At 64.8% G+C, this 21658-nt stretch carries 17 protein-coding genes; 8 read left to right on the top strand and 9 right to left on the bottom strand.

From position 1 onward, the window contains the following. The first annotated feature begins 18 nt into the window (after nt 1-18). The 3 genes from Q8L25_RS23910 to Q8L25_RS23920 all read left to right on the top strand — a co-directional run bounded on the left by Q8L25_RS23910 (nt 19) and on the right by Q8L25_RS23920 (nt 4021). Entirely contained in the window at nt 19-528 is a 510-nt protein-coding gene (locus Q8L25_RS23910; RefSeq protein WP_308921782.1) for a sigma-70 family RNA polymerase sigma factor, read from the top strand. Continuing rightward, a complete protein-coding gene (locus tag Q8L25_RS23915) occupies nt 525-1478 on the top strand; it encodes a FecR domain-containing protein (RefSeq protein WP_308921783.1) in 954 nt (317 codons plus the stop codon). Before Q8L25_RS23910 ends, Q8L25_RS23915 begins: the two co-directional genes overlap by 4 nt. 110 nt (nt 1479-1588) lie before the next feature. Next, a complete protein-coding gene (locus tag Q8L25_RS23920; RefSeq protein WP_308921784.1) occupies nt 1589-4021 on the top strand; it encodes a TonB-dependent siderophore receptor in 2433 nt (810 codons plus the stop codon). A gap of 3 nt (nt 4022-4024) precedes the next feature. Here Q8L25_RS23920 and Q8L25_RS23925 read toward each other — a convergent pair whose 3' ends face one another. The 5 genes from Q8L25_RS23925 to Q8L25_RS23945 all read right to left on the bottom strand — a co-directional run bounded on the left by Q8L25_RS23925 (nt 4025) and on the right by Q8L25_RS23945 (nt 10830). Continuing rightward, complete coding sequence (locus Q8L25_RS23925; RefSeq protein ID WP_308921785.1) at nt 4025-4921, bottom strand: pirin family protein; 897 nt, start codon at nt 4919-4921, stop codon at nt 4025-4027. Next, nucleotides 4918-5316 carry an OsmC family protein gene (locus Q8L25_RS23930; RefSeq protein WP_308921786.1) on the bottom strand — a complete coding sequence of 133 codons (399 nt, stop codon included), beginning with the start codon at nt 5314-5316 and terminating at the stop codon, nt 4918-4920. The genes Q8L25_RS23925 and Q8L25_RS23930 overlap by 4 nt, the downstream gene beginning before the upstream one ends. Before the next feature lie 82 nt (nt 5317-5398). Next, nucleotides 5399-6124 carry an SIMPL domain-containing protein gene (locus tag Q8L25_RS23935; RefSeq protein WP_308921787.1) on the bottom strand — a complete coding sequence of 242 codons (726 nt, stop codon included), beginning with the start codon at nt 6122-6124 and terminating at the stop codon, nt 5399-5401. 46 nt (nt 6125-6170) lie between these two features. Next, nucleotides 6171-8510: an SUMF1/EgtB/PvdO family nonheme iron enzyme gene (locus Q8L25_RS23940; RefSeq protein ID WP_308921788.1), complete on the bottom strand. Its 2340-nt coding sequence runs from the start codon at nt 8508-8510 to the stop codon at nt 6171-6173. A 19-nt stretch (nt 8511-8529) separates the two neighbouring features. Next, the gene (locus Q8L25_RS23945; RefSeq protein WP_308921789.1) at nt 8530-10830 is read right to left on the bottom strand and encodes a hypothetical protein; all 2301 of its coding nucleotides are present in this window, start codon (nt 10828-10830) and stop codon (nt 8530-8532) included. A 320-nt stretch (nt 10831-11150) separates the two neighbouring features. On the opposite strand from Q8L25_RS23945, the gene Q8L25_RS23950 reads away from it, so the two are divergent. The 3 genes from Q8L25_RS23950 (at nt 11151) to Q8L25_RS23960 (ending at nt 13418) form a co-directional block, all read left to right on the top strand. Continuing rightward, entirely contained in the window at nt 11151-11399 is a 249-nt protein-coding gene (locus Q8L25_RS23950) for a hypothetical protein (protein ID WP_308921790.1), read from the top strand. 173 nt (nt 11400-11572) lie between these two features. Further along, nucleotides 11573-12274, top strand: coding sequence for a YXWGXW repeat-containing protein (locus tag Q8L25_RS23955; RefSeq protein WP_308921791.1), 702 nt, complete (start codon nt 11573-11575; stop codon nt 12272-12274). A gap of 115 nt (nt 12275-12389) precedes the next feature. Then, nucleotides 12390-13418 carry a transporter gene (locus tag Q8L25_RS23960; protein WP_308921792.1) on the top strand — a complete coding sequence of 343 codons (1029 nt, stop codon included), beginning with the start codon at nt 12390-12392 and terminating at the stop codon, nt 13416-13418. Between the two features lie 165 nt (nt 13419-13583). Here the strand turns inward: Q8L25_RS23960 and rnk are convergent, their stop codons facing one another. Continuing rightward, entirely contained in the window at nt 13584-13991 is a 408-nt protein-coding gene (gene rnk, locus Q8L25_RS23965; protein ID WP_308921793.1) for a nucleoside diphosphate kinase regulator, read from the bottom strand. A gap of 526 nt (nt 13992-14517) precedes the next feature. Between rnk and Q8L25_RS23970 the strand changes: the two genes are divergently transcribed. Beyond that, nucleotides 14518-16410 carry an EAL domain-containing protein gene (locus Q8L25_RS23970; RefSeq protein ID WP_308921794.1) on the top strand — a complete coding sequence of 631 codons (1893 nt, stop codon included), beginning with the start codon at nt 14518-14520 and terminating at the stop codon, nt 16408-16410. Nucleotides 16411-16463: 53 nt separating this feature from the next. Here Q8L25_RS23970 and Q8L25_RS23975 read toward each other — a convergent pair whose 3' ends face one another. Then, entirely contained in the window at nt 16464-18152 is a 1689-nt protein-coding gene (locus Q8L25_RS23975; protein ID WP_308925788.1) for a peptide chain release factor 3, read from the bottom strand. A 397-nt stretch (nt 18153-18549) separates the two neighbouring features. Here Q8L25_RS23975 and Q8L25_RS23980 point away from each other — a divergent pair, with 397 nt between their 5' ends. Further along, nucleotides 18550-19359 (top strand): Crp/Fnr family transcriptional regulator, encoded by an 810-nt coding sequence (locus Q8L25_RS23980; RefSeq protein ID WP_308921795.1) that lies wholly within the window; start codon nt 18550-18552, stop codon nt 19357-19359. 83 nt (nt 19360-19442) lie between these two features. On the opposite strand, the gene Q8L25_RS23985 is transcribed toward Q8L25_RS23980, so the two are convergent. After that, nucleotides 19443-20846, bottom strand: a complete 1404-nt coding sequence (locus Q8L25_RS23985) for a CHASE3 domain-containing protein (RefSeq protein ID WP_308921796.1) — start codon at nt 20844-20846, stop codon at nt 19443-19445. A 145-nt stretch (nt 20847-20991) separates the two neighbouring features. Further along, the gene (locus Q8L25_RS23990) at nt 20992-21624 is read right to left on the bottom strand and encodes a response regulator transcription factor (RefSeq protein WP_065309215.1); all 633 of its coding nucleotides are present in this window, start codon (nt 21622-21624) and stop codon (nt 20992-20994) included. Nucleotides 21625-21658 lie beyond the last annotated feature (34 nt).

A 21658-nucleotide genomic window follows, 5' to 3' on the forward strand; every position in this document is an offset into this window, starting at 1 on the left:
TCCAGCCTGGAGTCCGCAGTGAGCATCGTCAGCACCACCCACTTGCCGCAACTGAACACCCTGTACCGCGACCACCACGGCTGGCTGCATGGCTGGCTGCGCGGCAAGCTGGGCAATGCCGGCGACGCGGCCGACCTGGCGCAGGATACCTTTGTGCGCCTGCTGGGCAAACGCGAAGCGGGGCCGCTGCGCGAGCCGCGCGGCTACCTGGCGACGATCGCGCGCGGCCTGCTGGTGGACCGCTACCGCCGCCAGGCGCTGGAACAGGCCTACCTGGAAGCGCTGGCGCAGCAGGACCAGGCGCTGGCGATCTCGGCCGAAACCCACGCCATCATCATCGAAACCCTGCTGGCGGTCGACCGCCTGCTCGATCGCCTGGGCACGCGCACGCGCACCATCTTCCTGCTGGCGCAGGTCGAAGAACTGAGCTATGTGGACATCGGCAAGCGCCTGGGCGTATCCCTGCCCACGGTGAAAAAGCACCTGGTGCGCGCCTATACGGAATGCCTGGTGCTGGCGGCAGCATGACGCCGGCCGCACCGATCGCCCGCGCCGTGCTGGCCCAGGCCGCGCACTGGCATGTGGAACTGAGCTGCGGCGGCGCCGACCCGCAGGCGCTGGCGGCGTGGCTGGCCGAAAGCGGCGAACATGCGCGCGCCTGGGATCTGCTGCGGCAGATGGATGGCCAGATGAAATCGATTCCCGCCACCCTGGCGCTGCCGGCGCTGCAGGCCTCGCATTTGAGGCGCCGCGCGGCCGCCAAGCTGCTGGCCATGCTGGTGGCCACCGCCGGCGGCATCCGGCTGGGGCAGGTCGGCATGGAGTCCAACGCCTGGCAGTCCTGGACGGCGGCGCTGCGCACGGCGCCGGGCCAGCGCCGGCGCGTGCTGCTGGCCGATGGCGGCACCCTGGAGCTCAATACCGACAGCGCGGCCGACGTCGATTACAGTGCGACGCGCCGCCTGCTGCGCCTGCATCGCGGCGAAATCATGATCGCCACCGCGCCCGATACGCGCCCCTTCCTGGTCGACACCGTGCACGGCGTGATCCGTGCGCTGGGCACGCGCTTTGCCGTACGCTGTGACGCCGAAGCCAGCAGCGTGACCGTGTTCGAGCACGCGGTGGAAGTACGCAGCCATGCCATGCCCGGCAAAAGCTGCCGCGTCGAAGCGGGCCAGCAACTGCGGTTTACCCGCCTGGGCGACGGCGGCGTGATGCCGGCGCCGCGCCACCAGGACAGCTGGACGCGCGGCATGCTGGTGGCCACCGATTGGCCATTGTCGCGCCTGGTGGCCGAACTGACGCGCTACCGGCGCGGCCACCTCGCTTGCGACGCCAGGGTGGCGCGGCAGAGCGTCACGGGCACCTATCGCCTCGACGATATCGACGCCGCGCTGGAAAGCCTGTGCGCGTCGCACGGCTTGCAGGTGACTTACGTGACGCGCTTCTGGGGCACAGTCGGCCCGCTTGCCGGCTGATTTTTACTTTTTTTCTGTTTTGGGGTTGGTGTTTCGGGTTGCTGCTTCGGCTTACCAGACAAGCAGCCGATGTACGCCACCACCATCCCACCAACACAGAAAGCTCACGCATGAACCTGAACACCCCCGCCCTGCTCGCCATGAGCTGCGCCGTCTCCGCCGCCCTGATCGCCCTGCCGGCGCAGGCGCAAAGCCAGCGCGCCAGCGCCAGCTACGCGATCGCCGCCGGCCCGCTGTCGACCGCCCTGAACGACTTTGCCGTGGCGGCCAGTGTCAGCCTGTCGACCGACCCGGCGCAAACGCGCGGCCTGCAGTCGCCCGGCGTGCGCGGCGCCTACAGCGTGGCGCAAGGCTTTGCGCTGCTGCTGGCCGGCAGCGGCCTGGAAGCGGTGCAACTGCCCAACGGCGGCTATGTGCTGCGCCAGGCGGCAGCGGCGCAGGCGCAGGCCGGCGGCGAAAAGACCATGGCGCCCGTGACCATCAGCGCCAGCCTGGAACGCGACCCCGTCAGCGAACACGGTAATTCATATGCGGCGCGCGCCGTCACCGTCGGCAAGGGCGTGCAGACCCTGCGCGAAATCCCGCAATCGGTCAGCGTCATCACGCGCCAGAAGATGGACGACCAGAACCTGACCACGATCGACGCCGTGCTGGCCAATACCACCGGCATCACCATGTATGACAGCCCGATGGGCGGGCGCTATGTGTACTCGCGCGGCTTCATGGTCGAAACCTACCAGTTCGACGGCGTCAACCGCGCCATGTACTACCCGCAGGCGAACAGCTTTACCAGCAATACGGCCGTGCTGGACCGGGTGGAAGTGGTGCGCGGCGCCACCGGCCTGCTGCAGGGTACGGGCTCGCCCGGCGCCGCCATCAATATGGTGCGCAAGCGCCCGCTGGCGGAAAAGCAGGTGCAGCTGGCGGTGACGGGCGGGCGCTGGAACGCGCTGCGCGGCGAAGTCGACGCCACCGGCCCCTTGAACGAATCGGGCAGCATACGCGGCCGCGTGGTGGCCGCGCATGACCAGCGCGACTATTTTTATGACGTCGGCGACAGCCGCACCGACGTGCTGTACGGCGTGCTGGAATTCGACCTGGCGCCGGACAGCAAGCTGACGGCCGGCGCCAGCATGGAAAAACTGCGCTCCACGCCGTTCTTTTCCGGCCTGCCCCTGTACAGCAACGGCCGCGACGCGAAGCTGCCCCGCTCGACCTTTATCGGCGCCGACTGGAACCGCTGGAACAGCCGCCAGACGGCCGCCTTCGCCGAATTCGAGCACCGCTTCGACGCCGACTGGTCGCTGAAAGCCAGCGCGAATGTTACGCGCGAGCGGCATGACGTGAAATACATGTTCAACCTGGGCGCGATCAATCCGGTCACGCTGGCCGGCATGATGCGCTATGACGGCGTGTTCGACTACGGCGCCACCAACAAGGGTATCGACCTGTCGCTCGATGGCAAATTCAATGCCTTCGGCCGCCGCCACGGCTTCAGCGCCGGCGTCAACACCAACCGGCTGGAAGGCGACAGCGATTTCAGCCTGGCGATGCTGAACCAGGGCATCAATCCGCTGCAGCCCGATCATGGCGTGGAGGAGCCGAGCGACGCCTGGCTGCGTGAGCACAGCTACCGCGGCTCGCCCACCATCACCCGCATGCGCCAGACCGGCGCCTACGGCGTGGCCCGCTTCAGCGTCAGCGACCCGTTCACCGTGGTGGCCGGCGCGCGCGTCTCGAACTACAAATCGAGCAATATCAACCGCATCACGGGGGCGGCGGAAAGCGATCCGTACCAGGAAAACGGCGTCCTCACGCCCTACGGCGGCGTCCTCTATGCGTTCGACCCGCGCTGGTCCGGCTACGCCAGCGTCTCGGACATCTTCCAGCCGCAGAACTCGCGCGACGCCGCCGGCGCCCTGCTCGATCCGCTCAAGGGCCGCAACCTGGAAGCGGGCGTCAAGGGCGAACTGTTCGACGGCAAGGTCAATGCCTCGCTGGCCGTGTTCCGCATCGAGCAGCGCAACCGCGCCGAACTCGATCTGGTCAATACCTGTTCCAGCGGCACGGAATGCTATATCTCGGCCGGCAAGGTGCGCAGCCAGGGCGTGGATGCGGAAATCAGCGGCGAAGTGGCGCGCGGCTGGCAGCTGTTCGCCGGCTACACGCTGAACAATTTCAAATACCTGGACCAGACCTCGAGCGCCGGCGTGATGTTTGCCAGCACCTACTCGCCGCGCCATATGCTGCGCGTGTGGAGCGACTACCGTTTACGCGGTGCGCTGGCCGCGTGGAGCGTGGGTGGCGGCGTCAACTTCCAGACCGAGAGTTCACGCGTCACGCAGAACATCAAGGTGGCGCAGGCGGCCTACGCGCTGTGGAGCGCGCGCGCCGCGGTTCAGATCGACCGCAACTGGACGGCGTCCCTGAGCGTGACCAACCTGCTCGACAAGCGCTACTACCAGACCGTGGGCGCGCCTGCCTGGGGCAATTTCTATGGCGAGCCGCGCAAGGCTACGCTGACCTTGCGGGCGCGTTTTTAAGACCTAGAGAAACTGCGGTGCCGGGCGCACGGGCGGCTTGGGCAGCGGGATGAATTCCGTCTCGCCCGGCACCTTGCCCATGCGCTGCGCGCTCCAGTCCTCGCCCGCCTGCGCCAGGCGTTCCCTGCTTGACGAGACGAAGTTCCAGAAAATAAAACGCGGACCGTCGAGCGGCTCGCCGCCGATCACCACGAACTGCGCCGGGCCGGTGCCGGCAGCGAGCACTGGGACGGCGTTCGATTCCAGCAGCGCCATGGTGTGCGGCGCCAGCGCCACGCCGTCCACCAGCACTGTGCCGCTGATCGGGTAAATCGCTGCCTCCGCCGGCAAGCCGTCCAGGCGCAGTTCCTGGCCGGCTTGCAGCGCCACGTCCAGATACACGGTTTGCATATAGGTGCGCACCGGCGACGTCCGGCCGAAGGCGGTGCCGATCAGGACCTTCACCACCGCGCCATCGAGCGTCACCACCGGGATATCGGCTTGCGGCGTATGGGTAAAACTCGGTTCGTCTTCCTCGTTCGCCTTGGGTAGCGCGGCCCACAGCTGCAGGCCGTGCGTGCGGTGCGGCTGGCCGGCCAGGTCGGCCGGCGTGCGTTCGGAATGGACGATGCCGCGCCCGGCCGTCATCCAGTTGATGGCGCCCGGTTCGATGCGCTGGTACGAGCCGATGCTGTCGCGGTGGTCCATCGCGCCTTCGAACAGATAGGCGACGGTGGCCAGGCCGATATGCGGGTGCGGGCGCACGTCGTGGTTGGCGTCGGGCGCCACGTCGATCGGGCCGAAATGGTCGAAAAAGATAAAGGGGCCGACCGTCTGCTTGACGCTGGACGGCAGCAAACGGCGCACCACGAAACCGCCGCCCAGGTCTTTCTCGTGGCTTTTCAGGATGGCCGCACTCATGCCAGCACCGTCGTGATTTCAGTGGTGACGGCCGTCATCAGCTTGTGGATCGGGCACTTGGCGGCTGCACCCAGCAATTCCTCGCGCTGCGCGTCGGAGAGGTCGCCGGTCAGGTGCAGGCTGACGGCCAGGCGGTACACGCCCTTGCGTTCTTCGCTGGCGTCGCGCTCGGTCGACACTTCCACGTTTTCCAGCGGAATGCCCTTGTGCTTGGCGTACCAGACCACCGTCAGCGCCTTGCAGGCAGACAGCGCGGCGTCGTACAAATCGTGCGGCGACGGGCCGGAATCGCCGCCGCCTTCGGCCACCGAGCCGTCGGCGGAAATGATATGGTCGCGCACGTGCACGATATGGCGCATGGGTTGCGACTGGTCACGGATGGCTTTGATGGTCATGGCGTTCCTTGCGGCGTTTGGGAAAGCCACAATTTACACCGTTTGCCCGCTTTGCGCACCCGGCCATAGTAGTAGCCGGGGGCTATTTGATGCGGAACAGCGCATCGACCGTCTGCGCCATCTTGACGGCGCTGACCATCAGCATGTCTTCGGGATTTTGCCGCTCGCGGCTGTTGGCCCGGCTGTAGCGGTCGGCCGGCACCAAACCCACCGAGTTGCCCAGGTATTTCAGCTGGTCCGACGAGATGCCGGCCACCGCGCCGACGCGCTTGCCGAAGCCGCGCGCCATGGCGTCGGCGCGGCGCTGCGCATCCTTGACCGCCTCGCCCACCAGTTCTTCTTCCAGCCGCACGCGCTCGGTGAGGCCGAAGGTGACGGCGAAGGCGTCGAGGTTGGGCATGTCGAGCAAGGCGCGCATCACGACCGGCCACTTCGACAGGTCCGCCACGTTGATATGCACGCTGGCCTTGACGGTGTATTGCGGATTGGCCGGGTCCTGCTCGGCGCCCTTGCGGATTTCCTTGCGCACGTCGCGCACGTCGATGCCGGCCGCCGCGTCAGGCAAGCCCTGCTCGACCAGCAAGGCCTTGATGTGCGTGATGCGCGCCTGCACCTGCGTGGTGGCCGCCTCGGCCGACGGGTCGAACACCGCCACCTCGAAATCGATCTCGCCCAGGTCGGGCGTGACGAAGCTGAAGGCGGTGCCGGTGGCGTGAATGAAGGGATAAGAAGGCAGGTCGGCCGCCACGGCGGGCAAGGAAAAGCCGCTGACGGCCAGTACACAGGTGAACCAACAAGTCTTGAACACGGCATCTCCAGCGATGAAAGGAAGATGCAGTATCGGGCAAGATGACTTATTTGACAAGTTCGGGATCGAGCTGGCGCGCCACCCGGAAGCCGACGATATCGTTCGACAGCACGATGGAAAAGCCGTTGCGGATGGCCGAGCGCAGATAGCGCGGGTGGTACAGCCAGGAGCCGCCGCGCAGGATGCGCCGGCTGGTGTCGCCACCGTCTTCCCAGGCGCTGCCGTCGCATGGCGCGCCGTCGTAGTTGTCGTGCACGATGTCCTGCACCCATTCCCATACATTGCCGTGCATGTCGAACAGGCCCCAGGCATTCGGCGCGAAGGTATTCCTGGCGCTGGTGCCGCCCCGGTACTGGCCGCGCGCGCCGCCGTTGTACACATACAGGCCGTCGAAATTGGCCTGCTCGGTGCTGATGGTGTCGCCCACGTTGAAGGCGCCGCGGGTGCCGGCGCGGCAGGCGTATTCCCATTGCGCCTCGCTCGGCAGGCGATACACCTGGCCGGTTTTTTCGCTGAGCCAGGCCAGGTACAGCTGGGCGTCGTTCCAGCTCACGCCGACCACCGGATGCTGCTCGTTCTGCACGAAGCCGGGATTGTCCCAGTCGGTTTCCGCGCCGGCCCGTTCCCAGCCGGTCGCCTTGACAAAGGCGCGCCACTCGCCCACGCTGACCGGGTGGATCGCCAGCGCAAAGCCGCGCTCGATGCCGACCCAGTGCTGCGGCTTTTCGCGCTCCAGCCAGCCCTGCTGCGAGCCGGCCTGCAAGGCCGCCTTGTGCTCTTCGTCGCTCGCGCCCATCTGGAAACGGCCGCTGGGCAGGCATACCAGCTCCGGCCCCTGGCCGGAACCATCGAGGAAATCGTCGCGCAGCAGGCCGGTTGGCGCAGCCACCGGCGCGGGCGGCTGCGCCTCCGGTGTCTCGGTGACGGGGGCCGCCGCAGGCGCAGGCGCAGGAGCAGCCGCAGCCGGCGCGGCGGCGCGGCTGGCCTCTTCCTTGCGCGCCCGTTCCTGCTCGGCGCGGTAGGCCGCTTCGGCTTTCGCCTGGATCGCCTTGCGCTGCAGTTGCTGGTGCTCCTGCAGGGCGGTGGCGGCATCGGCTTCGCGCCGCGCGCGCAGCTGGCCGCGCAGCGCTTCCTTGCGCAGCTTGCGCGCCTCTTCCGCTTCGAACTGGCGCTGGGCTTCCTGCTCGCGGCGCAGCTTGTCCTGGCGCTGCTTTTCCAGCGCCGCGGCATGGGCTTCGGCCTTGCGGCGCTGCTCCTGTTCTTCCTCGCGCCGGCGCGCTTCCTCCTTGGCCTGCTCGGCGTCCAGCGCCGCCTGCTTCTGCCGCGCGGCCGCGCGCGCGCGTTCCTGGCGCGCCTGTTCGGCCAGCTCCTCGGGTGATGGCCCGGCCGCCCGTTCCAGCATTTCCAGCAAGGCCAGCACCGATTGCGGGCGCAGTTCCGGCGTCATCGAAAAGCCGTTCTGCAGCACCTGCCATTGGGCCGCCTTGAGTGCCTGCGGCGCCGACGGCAGTTGTTCCGCCGTGCGCGCGCCGTCGAACGGCATGCGCCCTTCGAGCATCTGGTAGATCATCACCGCCACCGCATACACGTCCAGGCGCGGGCTGGGCTGGCGCTGGTGGGCGCCCGCCTCGGGCGCGCGATAGCCTTCCGTACCCGCATTCGGCGTTTCCAGCCCCAGGCTGCTGCCCGCATTGCGCACGCGCGAGGCGATGCCATAGTCGAGCAGCTTGATGTCGCCCTTGCTCGTCAAAAAGACATTGCCCGGCTTGATATCGCGGTGCACCAGCTTGTGCTTTTCCCACGCATACGACAGCGCGTCGGCCACCGGCTGCAGCAGTTCCTGCACCGCGGCCAACGGCAGCGGCCCCTGGCGGGCCAGGTAGTGTTCCAGGTCTTCGCCATCGAGGCATTCCATGATGATGAAATAGCTCGAAGTGGCCGGGTCCTGCGCCCATTCATACACGCGCACGATGTTTTCATGCGCCAGTTTGCGCGCCTGCGTCGCTTCCTCGATCAGCAGCCGCGCGTGGGTGGCGCTTTGCGTCAGCTGCGGCGGCAGGATCTTCAGCGCCACCATTTCGCTGCTGCCCAATTCGGCGTGCGTGGCCAGGTCGGTGGCCTGCCATACCTGGCCCATGCCGCCGGTGCCGATCAGGCGCTCCAGGCGGTAGCGGCGGTTTTGCGGACCGATCTCCTGGCCCGTCATGAAACCCAGCTCGGTACCCTGGCGCACCGGCGGCGTGCCTGGCGCCGGCGCGGCGCCGGGCGGCGCGTATTCGGCGTCGAGGATGGCGTTCTTGCGGCGTTCGAATTCCTGCTCGCTGAGCAGGCCGTCGTCATGCAGGGCGCGCAGTTCTCGCAGCTTGTCTCGTGCTTTTTGCATCATCTGGCGTACGGGGCTTCCATCAAGGCTGCACTGCCACGCCGCAGGCGGCGCAGAATTTGTCTTCCGGATGGCCGGCCCGCAGCGCATGGCCATTGCTGCAGCAGCGCGCCGGCGCGCCGCCGGCAACCGCCTGCGCCACCGCCACGCCCAATTGCGCCTGCGCGCTCAAGCCATGGTTGTGTGCGGCGTTCTGCAAGGCGATCAGGTCCAGTTGCTGGCGCCGTTCGCGCTCGGCCTGCGCCTCGAGATACGCGCGCTCCTGCGCCACGCCCTCTTGCGCCATGCGCATGGCCTGTTCCGGCGCGATGCTGTTCTCGGCCGCCGCCAGCGCCGCCAGCGCGTGGATCTGCTCGGCGCTCATGCCGGCCTGCAGCTGGGTTTTCAGCACCTGCGCCAGCACGGCCGCATTCGGCCCGGCCGCCATCGCCACCTTGCCGGTGTCGCTCAGGGTGCCGATTTTTTCAATCCGGTCGATATCGATGCGCGCCAGTTCGGCCGCATGCGCCTGCTGCGCCACCAGCGCTTCGTAGTCGTTTTTCCAGCGCGCGTAATCGTGTTCGCGCTGCTGCGACATGGCCAGCAAATCACGCTGCCACTGCGCCTCCTGCTCCAGCTGGCGCAGCTGCTGGCGCTGTTCCTCGATCGCCAGCGCATCGAGCTGCGCCAAATGCGCCTGCTGGTGCAGCTGGCGCGCATGCACGCCGTCGGCCTCGATCGTGCGCAGCAGTTTTTCCTGCTGGGCGATGGCGTCCTCGCGCGCGCCGCCACGGCGCAGCACGGCCACTTTTTCGGCGATCTCGGCCGCCTGCACCTGCGCCGTCTCGTCCTTGTGCGCCTCGGCGCGCAGCAGTTCGCGCTGGCGCGCCAGCTGCATCTGGTCTTCCCATTCCTGCACCCGCTCCGCTTCGCGCTTGCGCGCGGCGGTGGCCAGCACGGCACCCTGCCAGGCCGCCTTGTGCTGTTCCGCTTCCAGCTGCGCTTCGCGCTGGGCCGCATCCTGTTCGGTCTTGTGCAGGCGCGCCAGCTGGGCGCGGCGGCCCGCCTCGTCGTCGATCAGCAGCGCGCTTTCCACCTGCTGGGCGATGGCCTGCAAATGCACCTGGTGCGTGAAGCGCTGCTGCGCCAGTTGCAGCTGTTCGCGCCCGCTCAGCTGCGACAATTCCAGTTCGCTGCGCATCTTGATGGCCGCCAGCGCGCGCACATGCTGCCATTCGGCCGCTTCATCGGCGTGCGTCGCGCCCTTTTTCGCCAGTTCCTGCTTGAGCTCCTGCAGCGCCACGGCGGCGCCATGGTCGAGCGCCTGGCGCTGCGATTTCGCTTCCAGGATACGGCCGTACAGGTCGATCTGGCGGCCGCGCAGCGCCTGCAGGCGTTCGGCTTCCTGGTGCGCCAGTTCGGCCTGCCCCACCTTGGCGTCCTGCTGCAGTTCCAGGCGCCGCTGCGCGTGGCGCAGTGTCAATGCTTCGCGCGCGATGCGCTGCAGTTCTTCGTCATCGTAGAGCTGGTCAAGCTGGCGGCTGCGTTCCAACGCCTCTTCGCCGTCTGGCGCCTGCAGGCCGCCCAGCCACAAGGTGCCGATGCAGGTCTCGTCGATGGCCAGCTTGTCGTGACGCAGCGCCAGCGTCTCCACGCCCGCCACCGCCAGGCCCGAGGGGGCCAGGCGCTGGCTCAGGGACGATTGCAGGCGCTCGTTGAACTGCGGCCGCAGGTCGGCGTTGGCGTCCATCTCGCGCAGCGCGCGGCTGCCGGTAAATTCCAGCGCGATCTGGCGCACCGAGGGCAGCAGCAAGGCATGCAAATGGGCCAGGGTGACGGCGCCCGGCGCGCGCATGAACTGGCGCGCAAAGGCGTCGGGCTGGCCCAGCGCGAGTTCGACCTGGAAGGTGGCGGCGATCTGCAGCTGCTCGGTGCTGGCCAGCGCCGGCAGCTCGAAGGTCAGCGAGAGCGGCGCGGCGCGCGCGATCAGCACTTCGGCCGGACGCGCCGGCAGCAGCTGCGGCAGGCGCGCAAAGAAGGCGGCGCTGTCATAGTCGCCCGCCGGCATCAAGGTGAAAGCGTCCGATTGCACGATCCAGGCGCGCGCCTGCTCGGGCACCTGCAGGCGCTTGCCGGCGCCGCCAAACAGCGACGACAGCTCACGCACGCCAAAGAACAGGGCCAGCTGATCGTCGGCGAGGCGCCACTGGTTGGCATGCAGCACGGCGTCGTTGCCCGGTGTGCCGAGCGACAGGCCGCATTGCGCGCAATAGCCTGCGGCCGCGGCATTCTTGTGTTCGCAACGGGGGCACCGGGCGCCGCCAAAACCAAACAATTGGAACATGTGTGACTCCTGATGATGATGTGATCCGCGCAAGCTGCGACGTCGATTCTAGCAGCAGCGCCGCCAGCGAAGCGCGGCGCACCAAACGCGCGCGCACTTCTGCCCAGTTGTAAATGATGCCACATGGCAATTAGCTTCATAGGGCAGGATACAGGCCTGTTTCCCCCTCAATTCGAGCGGTGGCCCCGGCCACGCATTTCAGCGCCCGTTTTTTGCCGTTGATGCCGCAAAAATCGCGGCTGGTCGCAAGCGCGTGGCGACCTGCGGGGCGCATGGCTACAGTACATCCATACCCCACCCGCCAGCCGAAAGGACGCATCATGAAAACCCTGAAAAACCTCGAAGCCATCTTCACCGTCGCCGTCGCCATCGCCTGCTCGGCCAGCTATGTCAGCTTCCTGCAGGCGCCTGCCGCAAAAGCCGACGCGGCCCAGTCCACCACCGCCATGCAGGTGGTGACCGTCACCGCCAAGCGCCTGACGCCACAGGAAAAGCAGCTGTCGCTGCTGGAGGAGCGTCAAAGTCGGGCAGAGAGCCAGCAAGGCAGCAGCACCGCCAGCCTCCTGTGAGCGGCGCATGACAATCACAAGACCTGGCGCCTGCGGCACGCGCCAGGCCATATGCGCTTTGATACAAAGTCCGCACAGCATTGTGTCAGTTGTAATAAGTTAATTCAAAGCCGCAAACACCGCCGGCAAGTCGCTATAGTCCATTTCACGCAATCACCGAAATGGAGACGCACATGAAACCCATCACCTTCTACGCAGCAGCCATGCTCGCCATCAGCAGCGCGGCCTTCTTGCCAGCGCAAGCCATGGCGCAAAACCAGGTCGGCGTCAGCATTGTCGTCGGCAACGCCCCGCCCCCACCGAGGTTCGAAAGCGTGCCGCAAGCGCGACGCGGCTATGTCTGGGCGCCGGGCTACTGGAACTGGGACGGCCGGCGCCACGTCTGGAACAACGGCGAATGGCTGCGCGAACGCAGCGGCAACCAGTACCGCCGCGCCGAGTGGATACAGGAAAACAACCGCTGGCGCCTGAACCGCGGCGGCTGGGTCACCGTGGCGCAGCCGGTGCGCTATGAAGAGATCCGCATCGCGCCGCCGCCACCACGCCGCGAAGCCATACCGCGCGCACGCCACGGCTATGTATGGGCCCCCGGCCACTGGGAATGGCGCGCCCAGCGCTACGACTGGACCCCCGGCGTGTGGATTGCCGAACGTCCAGGCTACGTCTACACGGCGCCAGCCTGGAACCAGCGTGATGGACGCTGGCGCATGGAAGAGGCCCGCTGGGCACAGCGTGGCCCGAACGGCGACCGTGACCACGACGGCATCCCGAACCGCCATGACAACAACGACGGCCGGGACCGGGGCAGGGATAACGACAGGGACGGCGTGCCGAACCGCGATGATCACCGCCCGAATGATCCGCGCCGCTATTGATCGTTGAGTTGCAACCGGCAAGGCCACCGCATGCGGTGGCCTTTGTCATTTTCCTGCCATATAAATGTAATACAATCGCGCGACGATCAATCAACCTGCGCGGGACATACACACGATGGCGATGGAAACTGCCGGTTTTACCTATGGCTCGGACACCTCGGGCCTGGTCTGGGGCTTCCTGTTTGGCCGCCAATCACAGCCGCTGGCGCTGGACTCGGACGCCGCGCTGGCCTGGCTGGCGCCCGGCACGGTACGCCAGCCGAACGAATTCGTCTGGCTGCATTTCAATCTGTCGCACGCGGCCAGCGAAAAATGGCTGCATGCGCACACCCGCCTGGCCGACGAATTCTATGAAACCCTGCACCAGGGTTCGCGCTCGACGCGCATCGAGCAGGCGGAAAATACCCTGATCGCGGTGGTCAACGACGTGGTGCACAATTTCAGCTTCGAAGCATCCGATATTTCCACCATGTGGGCCAGCGTGGCGCAGGACCTGGTGATCACGGCGCGCCGCGCGCCGCTGCAGTCGATCGAGCGGCTGCGCCAGGCCGTGATCAAGAATCACGAGCCGATACGCTCGTCGGTGGAATTGCTGGTGCATCTGCTGCGCGACCAGGCCGACGTGCTGGTCAATATCGTGCGCGACGCCGTGGCCAGGGTCGACGATATCGAAGACCATCTGCTGGCCGGGCGGCTGGTGCCCAAGCGCGAAGACCTGGGCGCGATGCGGCGCGTGCTGGTGCGGCTGCAGCGCCTGCTGGCGCCCGAGCCGGCCGCCCTGTTCCGGCTGCTGCAGCGGCCGCCGTCATGGGTGCAGGAACTCGACAGCCTGGAACTGCGCCAGTCGACCGAGGAATTTTCGGTGGTGCTGAGCGACATGTCCTCGCTGCAGGAGCGCATCAAGCTGCTGCAGGAGGAAATTGCCGCGCGCGTCAATGAAGAGAATGGCCGCAGCCTGTATGTGCTGACCATCGTCACGGTGCTGGCCCTGCCGATCAATATCATCGCCGGCATGCTGGGCATGAACGTGGGCGGCATCCCGCTGGCGCAGCACCCGCACGGCTTTGCCATCATCGTCGCCATTATCCTGACCTTTACGGTGGTGGCGGGATGGCTGGTGGTGCGGATGCAGAAGAACAGCTAAGAGCCTATCCCAGTAGTGAGCGTCTTCTGCTTGCAGCTCATCAGGAGCGCGGACAAGGCGCGAGGAGGCCGCATGACGAGCCATGCAACGACGAGCAACGCAGTCCCCGCTTCTGAGGGGCGCCAGCAGGGGGCGTATTCATCTACTGGGATAGGCTCTAAGGGATCAACGGTGGAATTCGCCGGCCCGTTCCGGCTGGTACAGCAATTCCTCGATGGTGACCTTGACCACGCCGCCCGGCATCGGCCAGGCCATGCTGTCGCCGACCGACAGTCCCAGCAGCGCGCTGCCGACCGGCGCCAGCACCGAGATGCGGTCAGGCTGGCCATCGACGTCTTTCGGATAGACCAGCGTCAGGCGAAATTCCTCCTTGTTCTCGACCGTGAAGCGCACGGTCGAATTCATGGTCACCACGGTGGGCGGAATTTCCTGCGGTTCAAGCACGTCGGCGCGGCCCAGCTCTTCGAGCAAGGCGGCCTTGTCGGGTGACAGATTATTTCCCAATGCGTATAACAATGTTTCCAGTCGTTCCAGGTCCTGTGACGACAAAATGATTTTTGGTTTTTTTTCCAAGATATCCTCGCTGATGAATATAAAGGTGGCGGCCGGCTTGAAGCGGCAACAAAGGCCTCGATTATCAGCCCGATTATGGACGAACTTGACAGCCGAGGCCAGAGCGTTTGGGGGTTTTTCTTTAAAATTTATTAAAATCAAGGAGTTACCGATAAATAACAGTAAAAACCGGGGAAGCCGACCCGAATATAACGTTGCCACGAAGAATTTTATGTTGCCATGCGCCTCGATCAAGCTTTTTGAAAAGCAGCCTCGGCAACAAAAAAAACAGGCGGACCCAGGATAAGATTAAAATTTGACATTCTTTATTAATATAAAGATACTCCACATATTTTTGTCGCGGCGACAAAATAGTACGGCCCGCGCTGTACTTTCCTGGCGCGAAATGACAAGATGCCGGCCTTCATGATACGTTGAGCGTTCCGGCGCACAGCGGTTTTTACCAGACTGGAACCTAAAGTATGGCAGGGCAAGGCAGGATCACACGGGGCCACGCGGCATGAGGCCGTCCGGGGTGGGTGACAACATGATGGCAAGCCCTTCGCTGCCATCGGCAAAAATGCGCGGCGACCGCGTGGCCAGGTTCAATCTGCTGGCCGCCGCCGCGCTGATGATGGTGACCGGCGCGATGCTGGTGCTGTTCCAGTTCCATGCGCTGCAGGGCGCGCTCTTGCGCAGCCTGCAAGTCCATGCGGCCATGCTGGCCACGCCGGTGGCCGACGCACTGCGCCGGCAAGACCGCCTGGCGGCCGAACAGTTGCTGGCGCCGCTGGCGGAGGTGCCCGCCATCGAGCAGGCGCTGGTCTACACGCCCTACGGCCTGCCCTTTGCCCGCTTTGCCCGCAGCGGCAGCGCTATCGCACCGGCGGTGCCCGTGCACGGCATGCACTTTGCCTGGAGTGACGGCAATGCCACCCTGCTGGCCAGGCTGCCCGGCGGCGGCGCCCTGCTGCTGCGTTCCAGCCTGGCACCGCTGTACCGCAGCCTGATGCAGTCGGCCACCTTCACGGTACTGGTCAGCCTGTTTGCCTTCTGCGTCGCGGTGCTGATGGTGCGCCGCACCCGCCGCGCCGCGCAGCAGGCGGAAAATCACCTGCATTACCTGGCCCACGTCGATTCCGTCACCGAACTGCCGAACCGGCATGAATTCAACGAGGCGATGGCCTATGCGCTGGCGCGCGCGGACCGCCAGGACAGCAGCGTGGGCCTGCTGCTGCTGGACCTGGACAACTTCAAGATCGTCAACGACACCCTGGGCCACCATTGCGGCGACCACCTGCTCAAGCTGGTCGCCCGGCGCCTGGTGGCGGTGCTGCGCATTACCGATGTCATCTGCCGTATCGGCGGCGATGAATTCGTCGTCATCGTCGAGCCGGCAGACGACGCCTCCGAAATGGCCAGCGTGGCGCGCAAGATCCTGGCCATGCTGGCCGAGCCGTTCGCGCTTGACGGCCACCAGCTGCATGTCAGCGCCAGCATCGGCGTCAGCCTGTATCCGTTCGACGCGCGCGACGTGGCGACCCTGACCCGCAACGCCGACACCGCCATGTACCACGCCAAGCACCAGGGCAAGAACCGCTACGCCGTGTTCAAGGCGGACATGGAGCTGCGCGCCCAGCGCCGCCTGCGCGTGGAGGCAAACCTGCGCCGCGCGCTGCAGGACCAGGAACTGTATCTGCACTACCAGCCGCAGATCGACCTGCGCAGCGGCCGCATCGTCGGCGTCGAAGCGCTGCTGCGCTGGAACTGCCGCGAGATGGGCCCCATGAATCCCGCCGAATTCATCGCCGTGGCCGAGGAAAGCGGCGTGATCGTCGAACTGGGCCGCTGGGTGCTGCACACCGCCTGCCGCCAGGCGGCCACCTGGTGCCAGGCCGGCCTGCTCGATTCACTGGAACATGTGGCCGTCAACCTGTCGGCCAGCCAGGTGCGCGAACCTGGCCTGATGGACGATATTCGCGCCATCCTGCACGAAACGCAGCTGCCGCGCGGCTTGCTGGAACTGGAAATCACGGAAGGCGTGATGATGGACGATGTGCCGGCCAACGTGGAACTGATGCGGCGGCTGCAGGAAACGGGGATACACCTGTCGATCGATGATTTCGGCACCGGCTACTCGTCGATGTCCTATTTGAAGCGCTTGCCGATCGACCAGTTGAAGATCGACCGCAGCTTCGTGCACGACCTGCCCGGCGAAGGCGAAGCGATCGTCACGGCCATTATCGCGATGGCGCACAGCCTGAAGCTGAAAGTGGTGGCCGAAGGCGTGGAAACGCCGCAGCAGGTGGAATTCCTGCGCCGCGCCGGCTGCGACAACGTGCAGGGATTCTATTTTGCCCGCCCGATGACGGCGGCGCAGCTGACGGCGCTGCTGCTCGAGCGCAGGGACTGGAGCAGCAGGACGGTGATGACGGTTTGATGGTGGAGCCAACAATGGTGTCGGATTAGGCCGAAGGCCGTAATCCGACAACATCACGCCAATTTGGCCGAATGCTCGCGCGTGGCGTGGAATTTCAGTTTCGGCCAGCGCTCTTCCGTCAGACGCAGATTCACGCCCGACGTCGCCAGGTAGGCCATGTTGCCGGCCGCGTCGTAGGCCACGTTGTGACCGAGCGCATTCTCGAAATCCTGCAGGATGCGCTTGTCGTCGCAGCTGACCCAGCGCGCGCTGCTGATGCTGGTGCCTTCGAACACGGCGTCGACACCGTATTCGTTCAGCAAACGGCTGGCCACCACTTCGAACTGCAGCACGCCGACCGCGCCCAGCACCAGTTCACCGCCCTGCACCGGCTTGAAGACCTGCACCGCGCCCTCTTCGCCCAGCTGTTGCAAGCCCTTGTGCAGCTGCTTGATCTTCAGCGGATTACGGATGCGCACCGAGCGGAAGAAGTCCGGCGCAAAGTACGGGATGCCGGTAAAGGTCAGCAGCTCGCCTTCCGAAAAACTGTCGCCGATCTGCATGTTGCCGTGGTTCGGCAGGCCGATGATGTCGCCCGCGTACGCCTCTTCCACCTGTTCGCGCGAGGAGGCCATGAAGGTCACCACGTTCGACACCTTGATCTCGCGGCCCAGGCGCAAGTGCTTGACCTTCATGCCGCGCTCGAAACGCCCCGAGCACACGCGCAGGAAGGCGATGCGGTCGCGGTGGGCCGGGTCCATATTGGCCTGGATCTTGAACACGAAGCCCGTAAACGGCTGCTCGGCCGGCGCCACCGAACGCACGGTGGCGTCACGCTCGCGCGGTGCCGGCGCCCAGTCGACCAGCGCCGACAGAATCTCGCGCACGCCGAAGTTGTTGATGGCCGAACCGAAGAACACCGGCGTCTGCACGCCGGACAAAAATTCTTCCAGGTTGAACGGATTCGAAGCGCCATGCACCAGTTCCACTTCCATGCGCAGCTGGTCCATCTCGAGCGGGAACATCTCCTGCAGGCGCGGGTTGTCGATGCCCTTGATGATCTCGAAGGCGCCGTCGGCCTTTTCCTCGCCGGCCTTGAACAGCATGATCTCGTCGTTCAGCAGGTGATACACGCCGCGGAAGTTCTTGCCCATGCCGATCGGCCAGGTGACGGGCGCGCACTGGATCTTCAGCACCGATTCGAGTTCGTCGAGCAGGTCCAGCGGATCGCGCGTCTCGCGGTCCATCTTGTTCATGAAGGTGACGATCGGCGTATTGCGCATGCGGCACACGGCCAGCAGCTTGATCGTCTGCGCTTCCACGCCCTTGGCCGCATCGATCACCATCAGCGCCGAGTCGACCGCCGTCAGCACGCGGTAGGTGTCTTCCGAGAAGTCCTGGTGGCCGGGGGTGTCGAGCAGGTTCACCACGTGGTCGCGGAATTCGAACTGCATCACGGACGAGGCCACGGAAATGCCGCGCTGCTTCTCGATCTCCATCCAGTCGGACGTTGCATGGCGGCCCGATTTGCGGGCTTTCACGGTACCGGCCATCTGGATCGCGCCCGAGAACAGCAGCAGTTTTTCGGTCAGCGTGGTCTTGCCGGCATCGGGGTGGGAAATGATGCCGAAGGTGCGGCGGCGCTGCACTTCGCGCGCGATCACGGCCGGCGCCTTGCTGCTCGCCGCGGCGGCTGCGGACGGCTCCGCGCCGGCCTCGATGTCGGTGGAATCGGGGGTGTTGATGTCGTTCTCGTTGGCCATATTGGTGACCATGATATGGCCCTCGCAAAAAACCCTCGATTTTACAGAAGGAACGCCCTTCCGTGTGAACTGTTCCACTCTGGCGGACGGCAAATACCGGCGCCGCGTCAAGTGAGGCCAGCCGGACGCCATATTGCATGGCATTAATTAAAGCCAGCGCTATCACAAAATGTCACACAATGTCGCAAGCATGACGGTCAACAGAACGGTCGTAGGACTGGGACTACAAAGCAACCTCAATTGAGACTACAAAGTGGCGACTGCTAATCTTATGTTCGCCAATTACATACGCCCTTAAAGTAGCTACATCGCGATCTGCACTGTGCGGTGGGAAAAAATACCCTCCTCCACGACGTAGCCGACGCACTCCGATGTAAAAAAGCCTGCGAGGAAGAATATGAACCACACTCAACTGAACGCCCCGGTCCAAAAGAACCAGATGCTGCCACACGCCATGTCTGTGGCCGGACGCGAGATCAAGCTTGGGTCGCGGATCAGCCTGAGCAGCGCGCAACAGAATGAACTGCTGGGCGCCCTGCCACGCGCCGCGCTCGAATCGCTGTTCGAGCACTTGGAACTGGTGGAACTGCCTTTCGGCAAAGAATTGTACGCCTACGGCAACTGCCTGGAATATACGTATTTCCCGACCACCGCCATCGTCTCGCTGCTGTACGTGATGGAAGACGGCGCCACCACCGAGATCGCCGTGGTCGGTCATGAAGGCGTGGTCGGCGTGTCGCTGGTGGCCGGTGAACGCGCCATGTGCACGGCAGTCGTGCAAAGCGCCGGCTACGGCTACCGCCTGAAGACGCAAAGCCTGCGGGAAGCCTTCAACCAGGGCGGCGCCCTGCCCCAGCTGCTGATGCGCTACACCAATGCCCTGTTCGCCCAGATGGCGCAGAACGCCGTTGGCGGCCGTCACAGCTCGATCGAACAGAAGCTGTGCCGCTGGTTGCTGGACCGCCTGGACCGCTCCCCATCGAACGAATTGAAGGTGACCCAGGAACTGATCTCGATCATGCTGGGTGTGCGCCGCGAAAGCATTACGGCCGCCGCCGGCAAGCTGCAGGATGAAGGCCTGATCCACTATCGCCGCGGCAATATCACGGTGCTGGACCGCGCTGGCCTGGAAGACTACGCCGGCGAATGCTACAAGGTCGCCAAGACCGAATACGACCGCCTGCTGCGCGACGTCGCCCGCTGCTGATCACGGCAGTTCCACCAGTTACAAAAATGGCCGGACATGCTTGCATGCCCGGCCATTTTCTTTTGCAGTATCTGGTTCGATGCTTACGCTTCGATCTCGTCCGGCTCCGGCGTCAAGGGCAGCGGTATCAGGGCTTCCACGCAGGTGCCCTTGCCTTGCGGGCCGGGCTTGACGGTCAGGCTGCCACCGAGCAGCAAGGCCCGTTCGCGCATGCCCAGCAAGCCGTGCGACATCGGTTTCTGCAGCGCATCTTCGGTAATGCCGATGCCATCGTCGAGCACGCGCAGCACCAGCCCCGTTTCATTGCGTTTCAGGCTGACGCTGACCGTGCCGGCCTTGGCGTATTTCAGGATATTCGTCAGCGACTCCTGCACGATGCGGAACAGCGCGATGGTCAGGGTGGCCTCGCGGTTGTCGATATGGATGGCGACGTCGGTATCGCAGCGCACCGAGCTCATGCGCGCGAAATCCTCGCAATAGCTCTCGATGGCGGCGCACAGGCCCAGATTGTCGAGCAGGCTGGGTCGCAGGTCTTCGACGATGCGGCGTTTCAGCTCCACCGTTTCAAGCAGGGTGGCCTTGGCGTGGCGCAGCTGCGCGGCCAGTTCGGGGTGGGACTGCGCCAGTTGCTGCGTGACGGCGCCCAGGTCCATGCTGATCGAGGTCAGGTTGGCGCCTAGCTCATCGTGCAACTCGCGCGCCAGCCGCGCCTTTTCCACTTCGTTAACACTGATCAAATGACGCGACAGCACGGATAGCTGCTCGGTGCGCCTGGCCACCGTCGACTCCAGCGTGTCATTGGCGTTTTTCAGCGCGAACTCAACCGCCGCGCGGTTCTGGAAGCTGCGTCGCACCAGCTGATAAAACATGATCAGCACCAGGATCGCCAAGCCGTTGATGCCAATCCCCAGCAACACGGCTTTCTGGTATTCACGGTAAAAGGCGGCGCTGCCGGCCGCCAGCGCTTCGTTCTGCTCGCGCACCATGATCACCACCTGCAGGCGGATTTCGTCCATGGTGGCACGCTCGTCGCTGACCCTGGCGATATTGACGATATCTGCCAGGCCGCCCTGCTTGTAGACATTGATGGTCTCGTCGAGGGTCATCATCTTGCGGCGTATCAAGGTCTTGAGCTGGGCCAGGTTTTTCAGCTGGCTGGGGCTGCCCTGCAGCAGGATTGCCAGGCCCTTCAACTCATTGTCGATTTCGGCGGTGGCGGTGCGGGACGGCCCCAGGTAGGAGTCGGCATCGGAAATGAAATAGCCGCGCAAGCTGCTTTCGGCATCGAGCACCAGCACGTTCAGGTATTGCAGGCGGTCAGCCACCTTGGCGCTCTGGGCCAGCAAGGCATTCGTGCTCTTCAGGGTTTCGAGGTTGTGGGACAGGCTGAAACCATTGAGCACCAGCAACAAGGCGCAGGTGACACAAAGGATGGTCTTGTACAGAGGCAGGCGATGATACGGCGCCGGTTCGACGGTGAAATACATCCTGGTGTGCATCCTTGGCAAGGTTCAGCGCGGCAGAGAACGCCAGCGCCGGCCAATTATACCCCCGCTACAACGTGCCGCCCCGCACGCTATCTGGCCTGCCGGCAAGCAGAAGGAACTCCGGGGCGTGATCGTCCCACCTGCATCAATCGAGCAGATTGTTCTTCATGGCGTAATAAGTAAGGTCGCTATTCGATTGCAAACCCATCTTTTCCATGATGCGGGTGCGGTAGGTACTCACCGTCTTGATGCTCAACGACAGCGCCACGCCGATATCGGACACGGTGGCGCCGCGCGCCAGGCGCAGGAAGACCTGGAACTCGCGGTCCGACAACTCCGTGTGCAGGGCCGCGTTGGTGTCGCGGTCGAACGACTGCGCCAGCAGCTCGCCCACGGTCGAACTGACATAGCGCCGTCCCTGGTAGACGGTACGTACGGCCGTCATCAGTTCGTCGGCTTCGCATTCCTTGTTCAGATAGCCATTGGCACCCATCTTGAACAGGTTCAGCGCGTATTGCTGGGCCGGATAGCCGCTCAGTATCAGCACCGGCAATTCCGGCTGGCCCTGGCGGATCGTGCGCAGGGTATCGATGCCGCTCTGGTCGGGCATGGCGATATCGAGCAGCAATACATCACATATTTCGCGGCGGGCGATATCGAGCGCTTCACGCCCGGTACCGGCTTCCGCCACCACATTAAAATCGTCAGACGATGAAAAAATCTGCTTGAATCCGGCTCGTACTATTTGGTGATCATCACAAATGGCAACGCGTATCATTGTTTCCCCTTAAATTTTCCTGGCTTGGGAAAGA

Origin of the sequence: Janthinobacterium sp. J1-1 (genome assembly GCF_030944405.1) — a bacterium.
Classification (GTDB): Bacteria; Pseudomonadota; Gammaproteobacteria; order Burkholderiales; family Burkholderiaceae_D; genus Janthinobacterium.

Excerpts from the sequence above, each read along its gene's own strand:
- Q8L25_RS23915 (WP_308921783.1), top strand. The coding sequence starts at position 525 with ATGACGCCGGCCGCACCGATCGCCCGCGCCGTGCTGGCCCAGGCCGCG.
- Q8L25_RS23920 (WP_308921784.1), top strand. The coding sequence starts at position 1,589 with ATGAACCTGAACACCCCCGCCCTGCTCGCCATGAGCTGCGCCGTCTCC.
- Q8L25_RS23925 (WP_308921785.1), bottom strand. The coding sequence starts at position 4,921 with ATGAGTGCGGCCATCCTGAAAAGCCACGAGAAAGACCTGGGCGGCGGT.
- Q8L25_RS23930 (WP_308921786.1), bottom strand. The coding sequence starts at position 5,316 with ATGACCATCAAAGCCATCCGTGACCAGTCGCAACCCATGCGCCATATC.
- Q8L25_RS23940 (WP_308921788.1), bottom strand. The coding sequence starts at position 8,510 with ATGATGCAAAAAGCACGAGACAAGCTGCGAGAACTGCGCGCCCTGCAT.
- Q8L25_RS23945 (WP_308921789.1), bottom strand. The coding sequence starts at position 10,830 with ATGTTCCAATTGTTTGGTTTTGGCGGCGCCCGGTGCCCCCGTTGCGAA.
- Q8L25_RS23950 (WP_308921790.1), top strand. The coding sequence starts at position 11,151 with ATGAAAACCCTGAAAAACCTCGAAGCCATCTTCACCGTCGCCGTCGCC.
- Q8L25_RS23955 (WP_308921791.1), top strand. The coding sequence starts at position 11,573 with ATGAAACCCATCACCTTCTACGCAGCAGCCATGCTCGCCATCAGCAGC.
- Q8L25_RS23960 (WP_308921792.1), top strand. The coding sequence starts at position 12,390 with ATGGCGATGGAAACTGCCGGTTTTACCTATGGCTCGGACACCTCGGGC.
- Q8L25_RS23970 (WP_308921794.1), top strand. The coding sequence starts at position 14,518 with ATGATGGCAAGCCCTTCGCTGCCATCGGCAAAAATGCGCGGCGACCGC.
- Q8L25_RS23975 (WP_308925788.1), bottom strand. The coding sequence starts at position 18,152 with ATGGCCAACGAGAACGACATCAACACCCCCGATTCCACCGACATCGAG.
- Q8L25_RS23980 (WP_308921795.1), top strand. The coding sequence starts at position 18,550 with ATGAACCACACTCAACTGAACGCCCCGGTCCAAAAGAACCAGATGCTG.
- Q8L25_RS23985 (WP_308921796.1), bottom strand. The coding sequence starts at position 20,846 with ATGTATTTCACCGTCGAACCGGCGCCGTATCATCGCCTGCCTCTGTAC.
- Q8L25_RS23990 (WP_065309215.1), bottom strand. The coding sequence starts at position 21,624 with ATGATACGCGTTGCCATTTGTGATGATCACCAAATAGTACGAGCCGGA.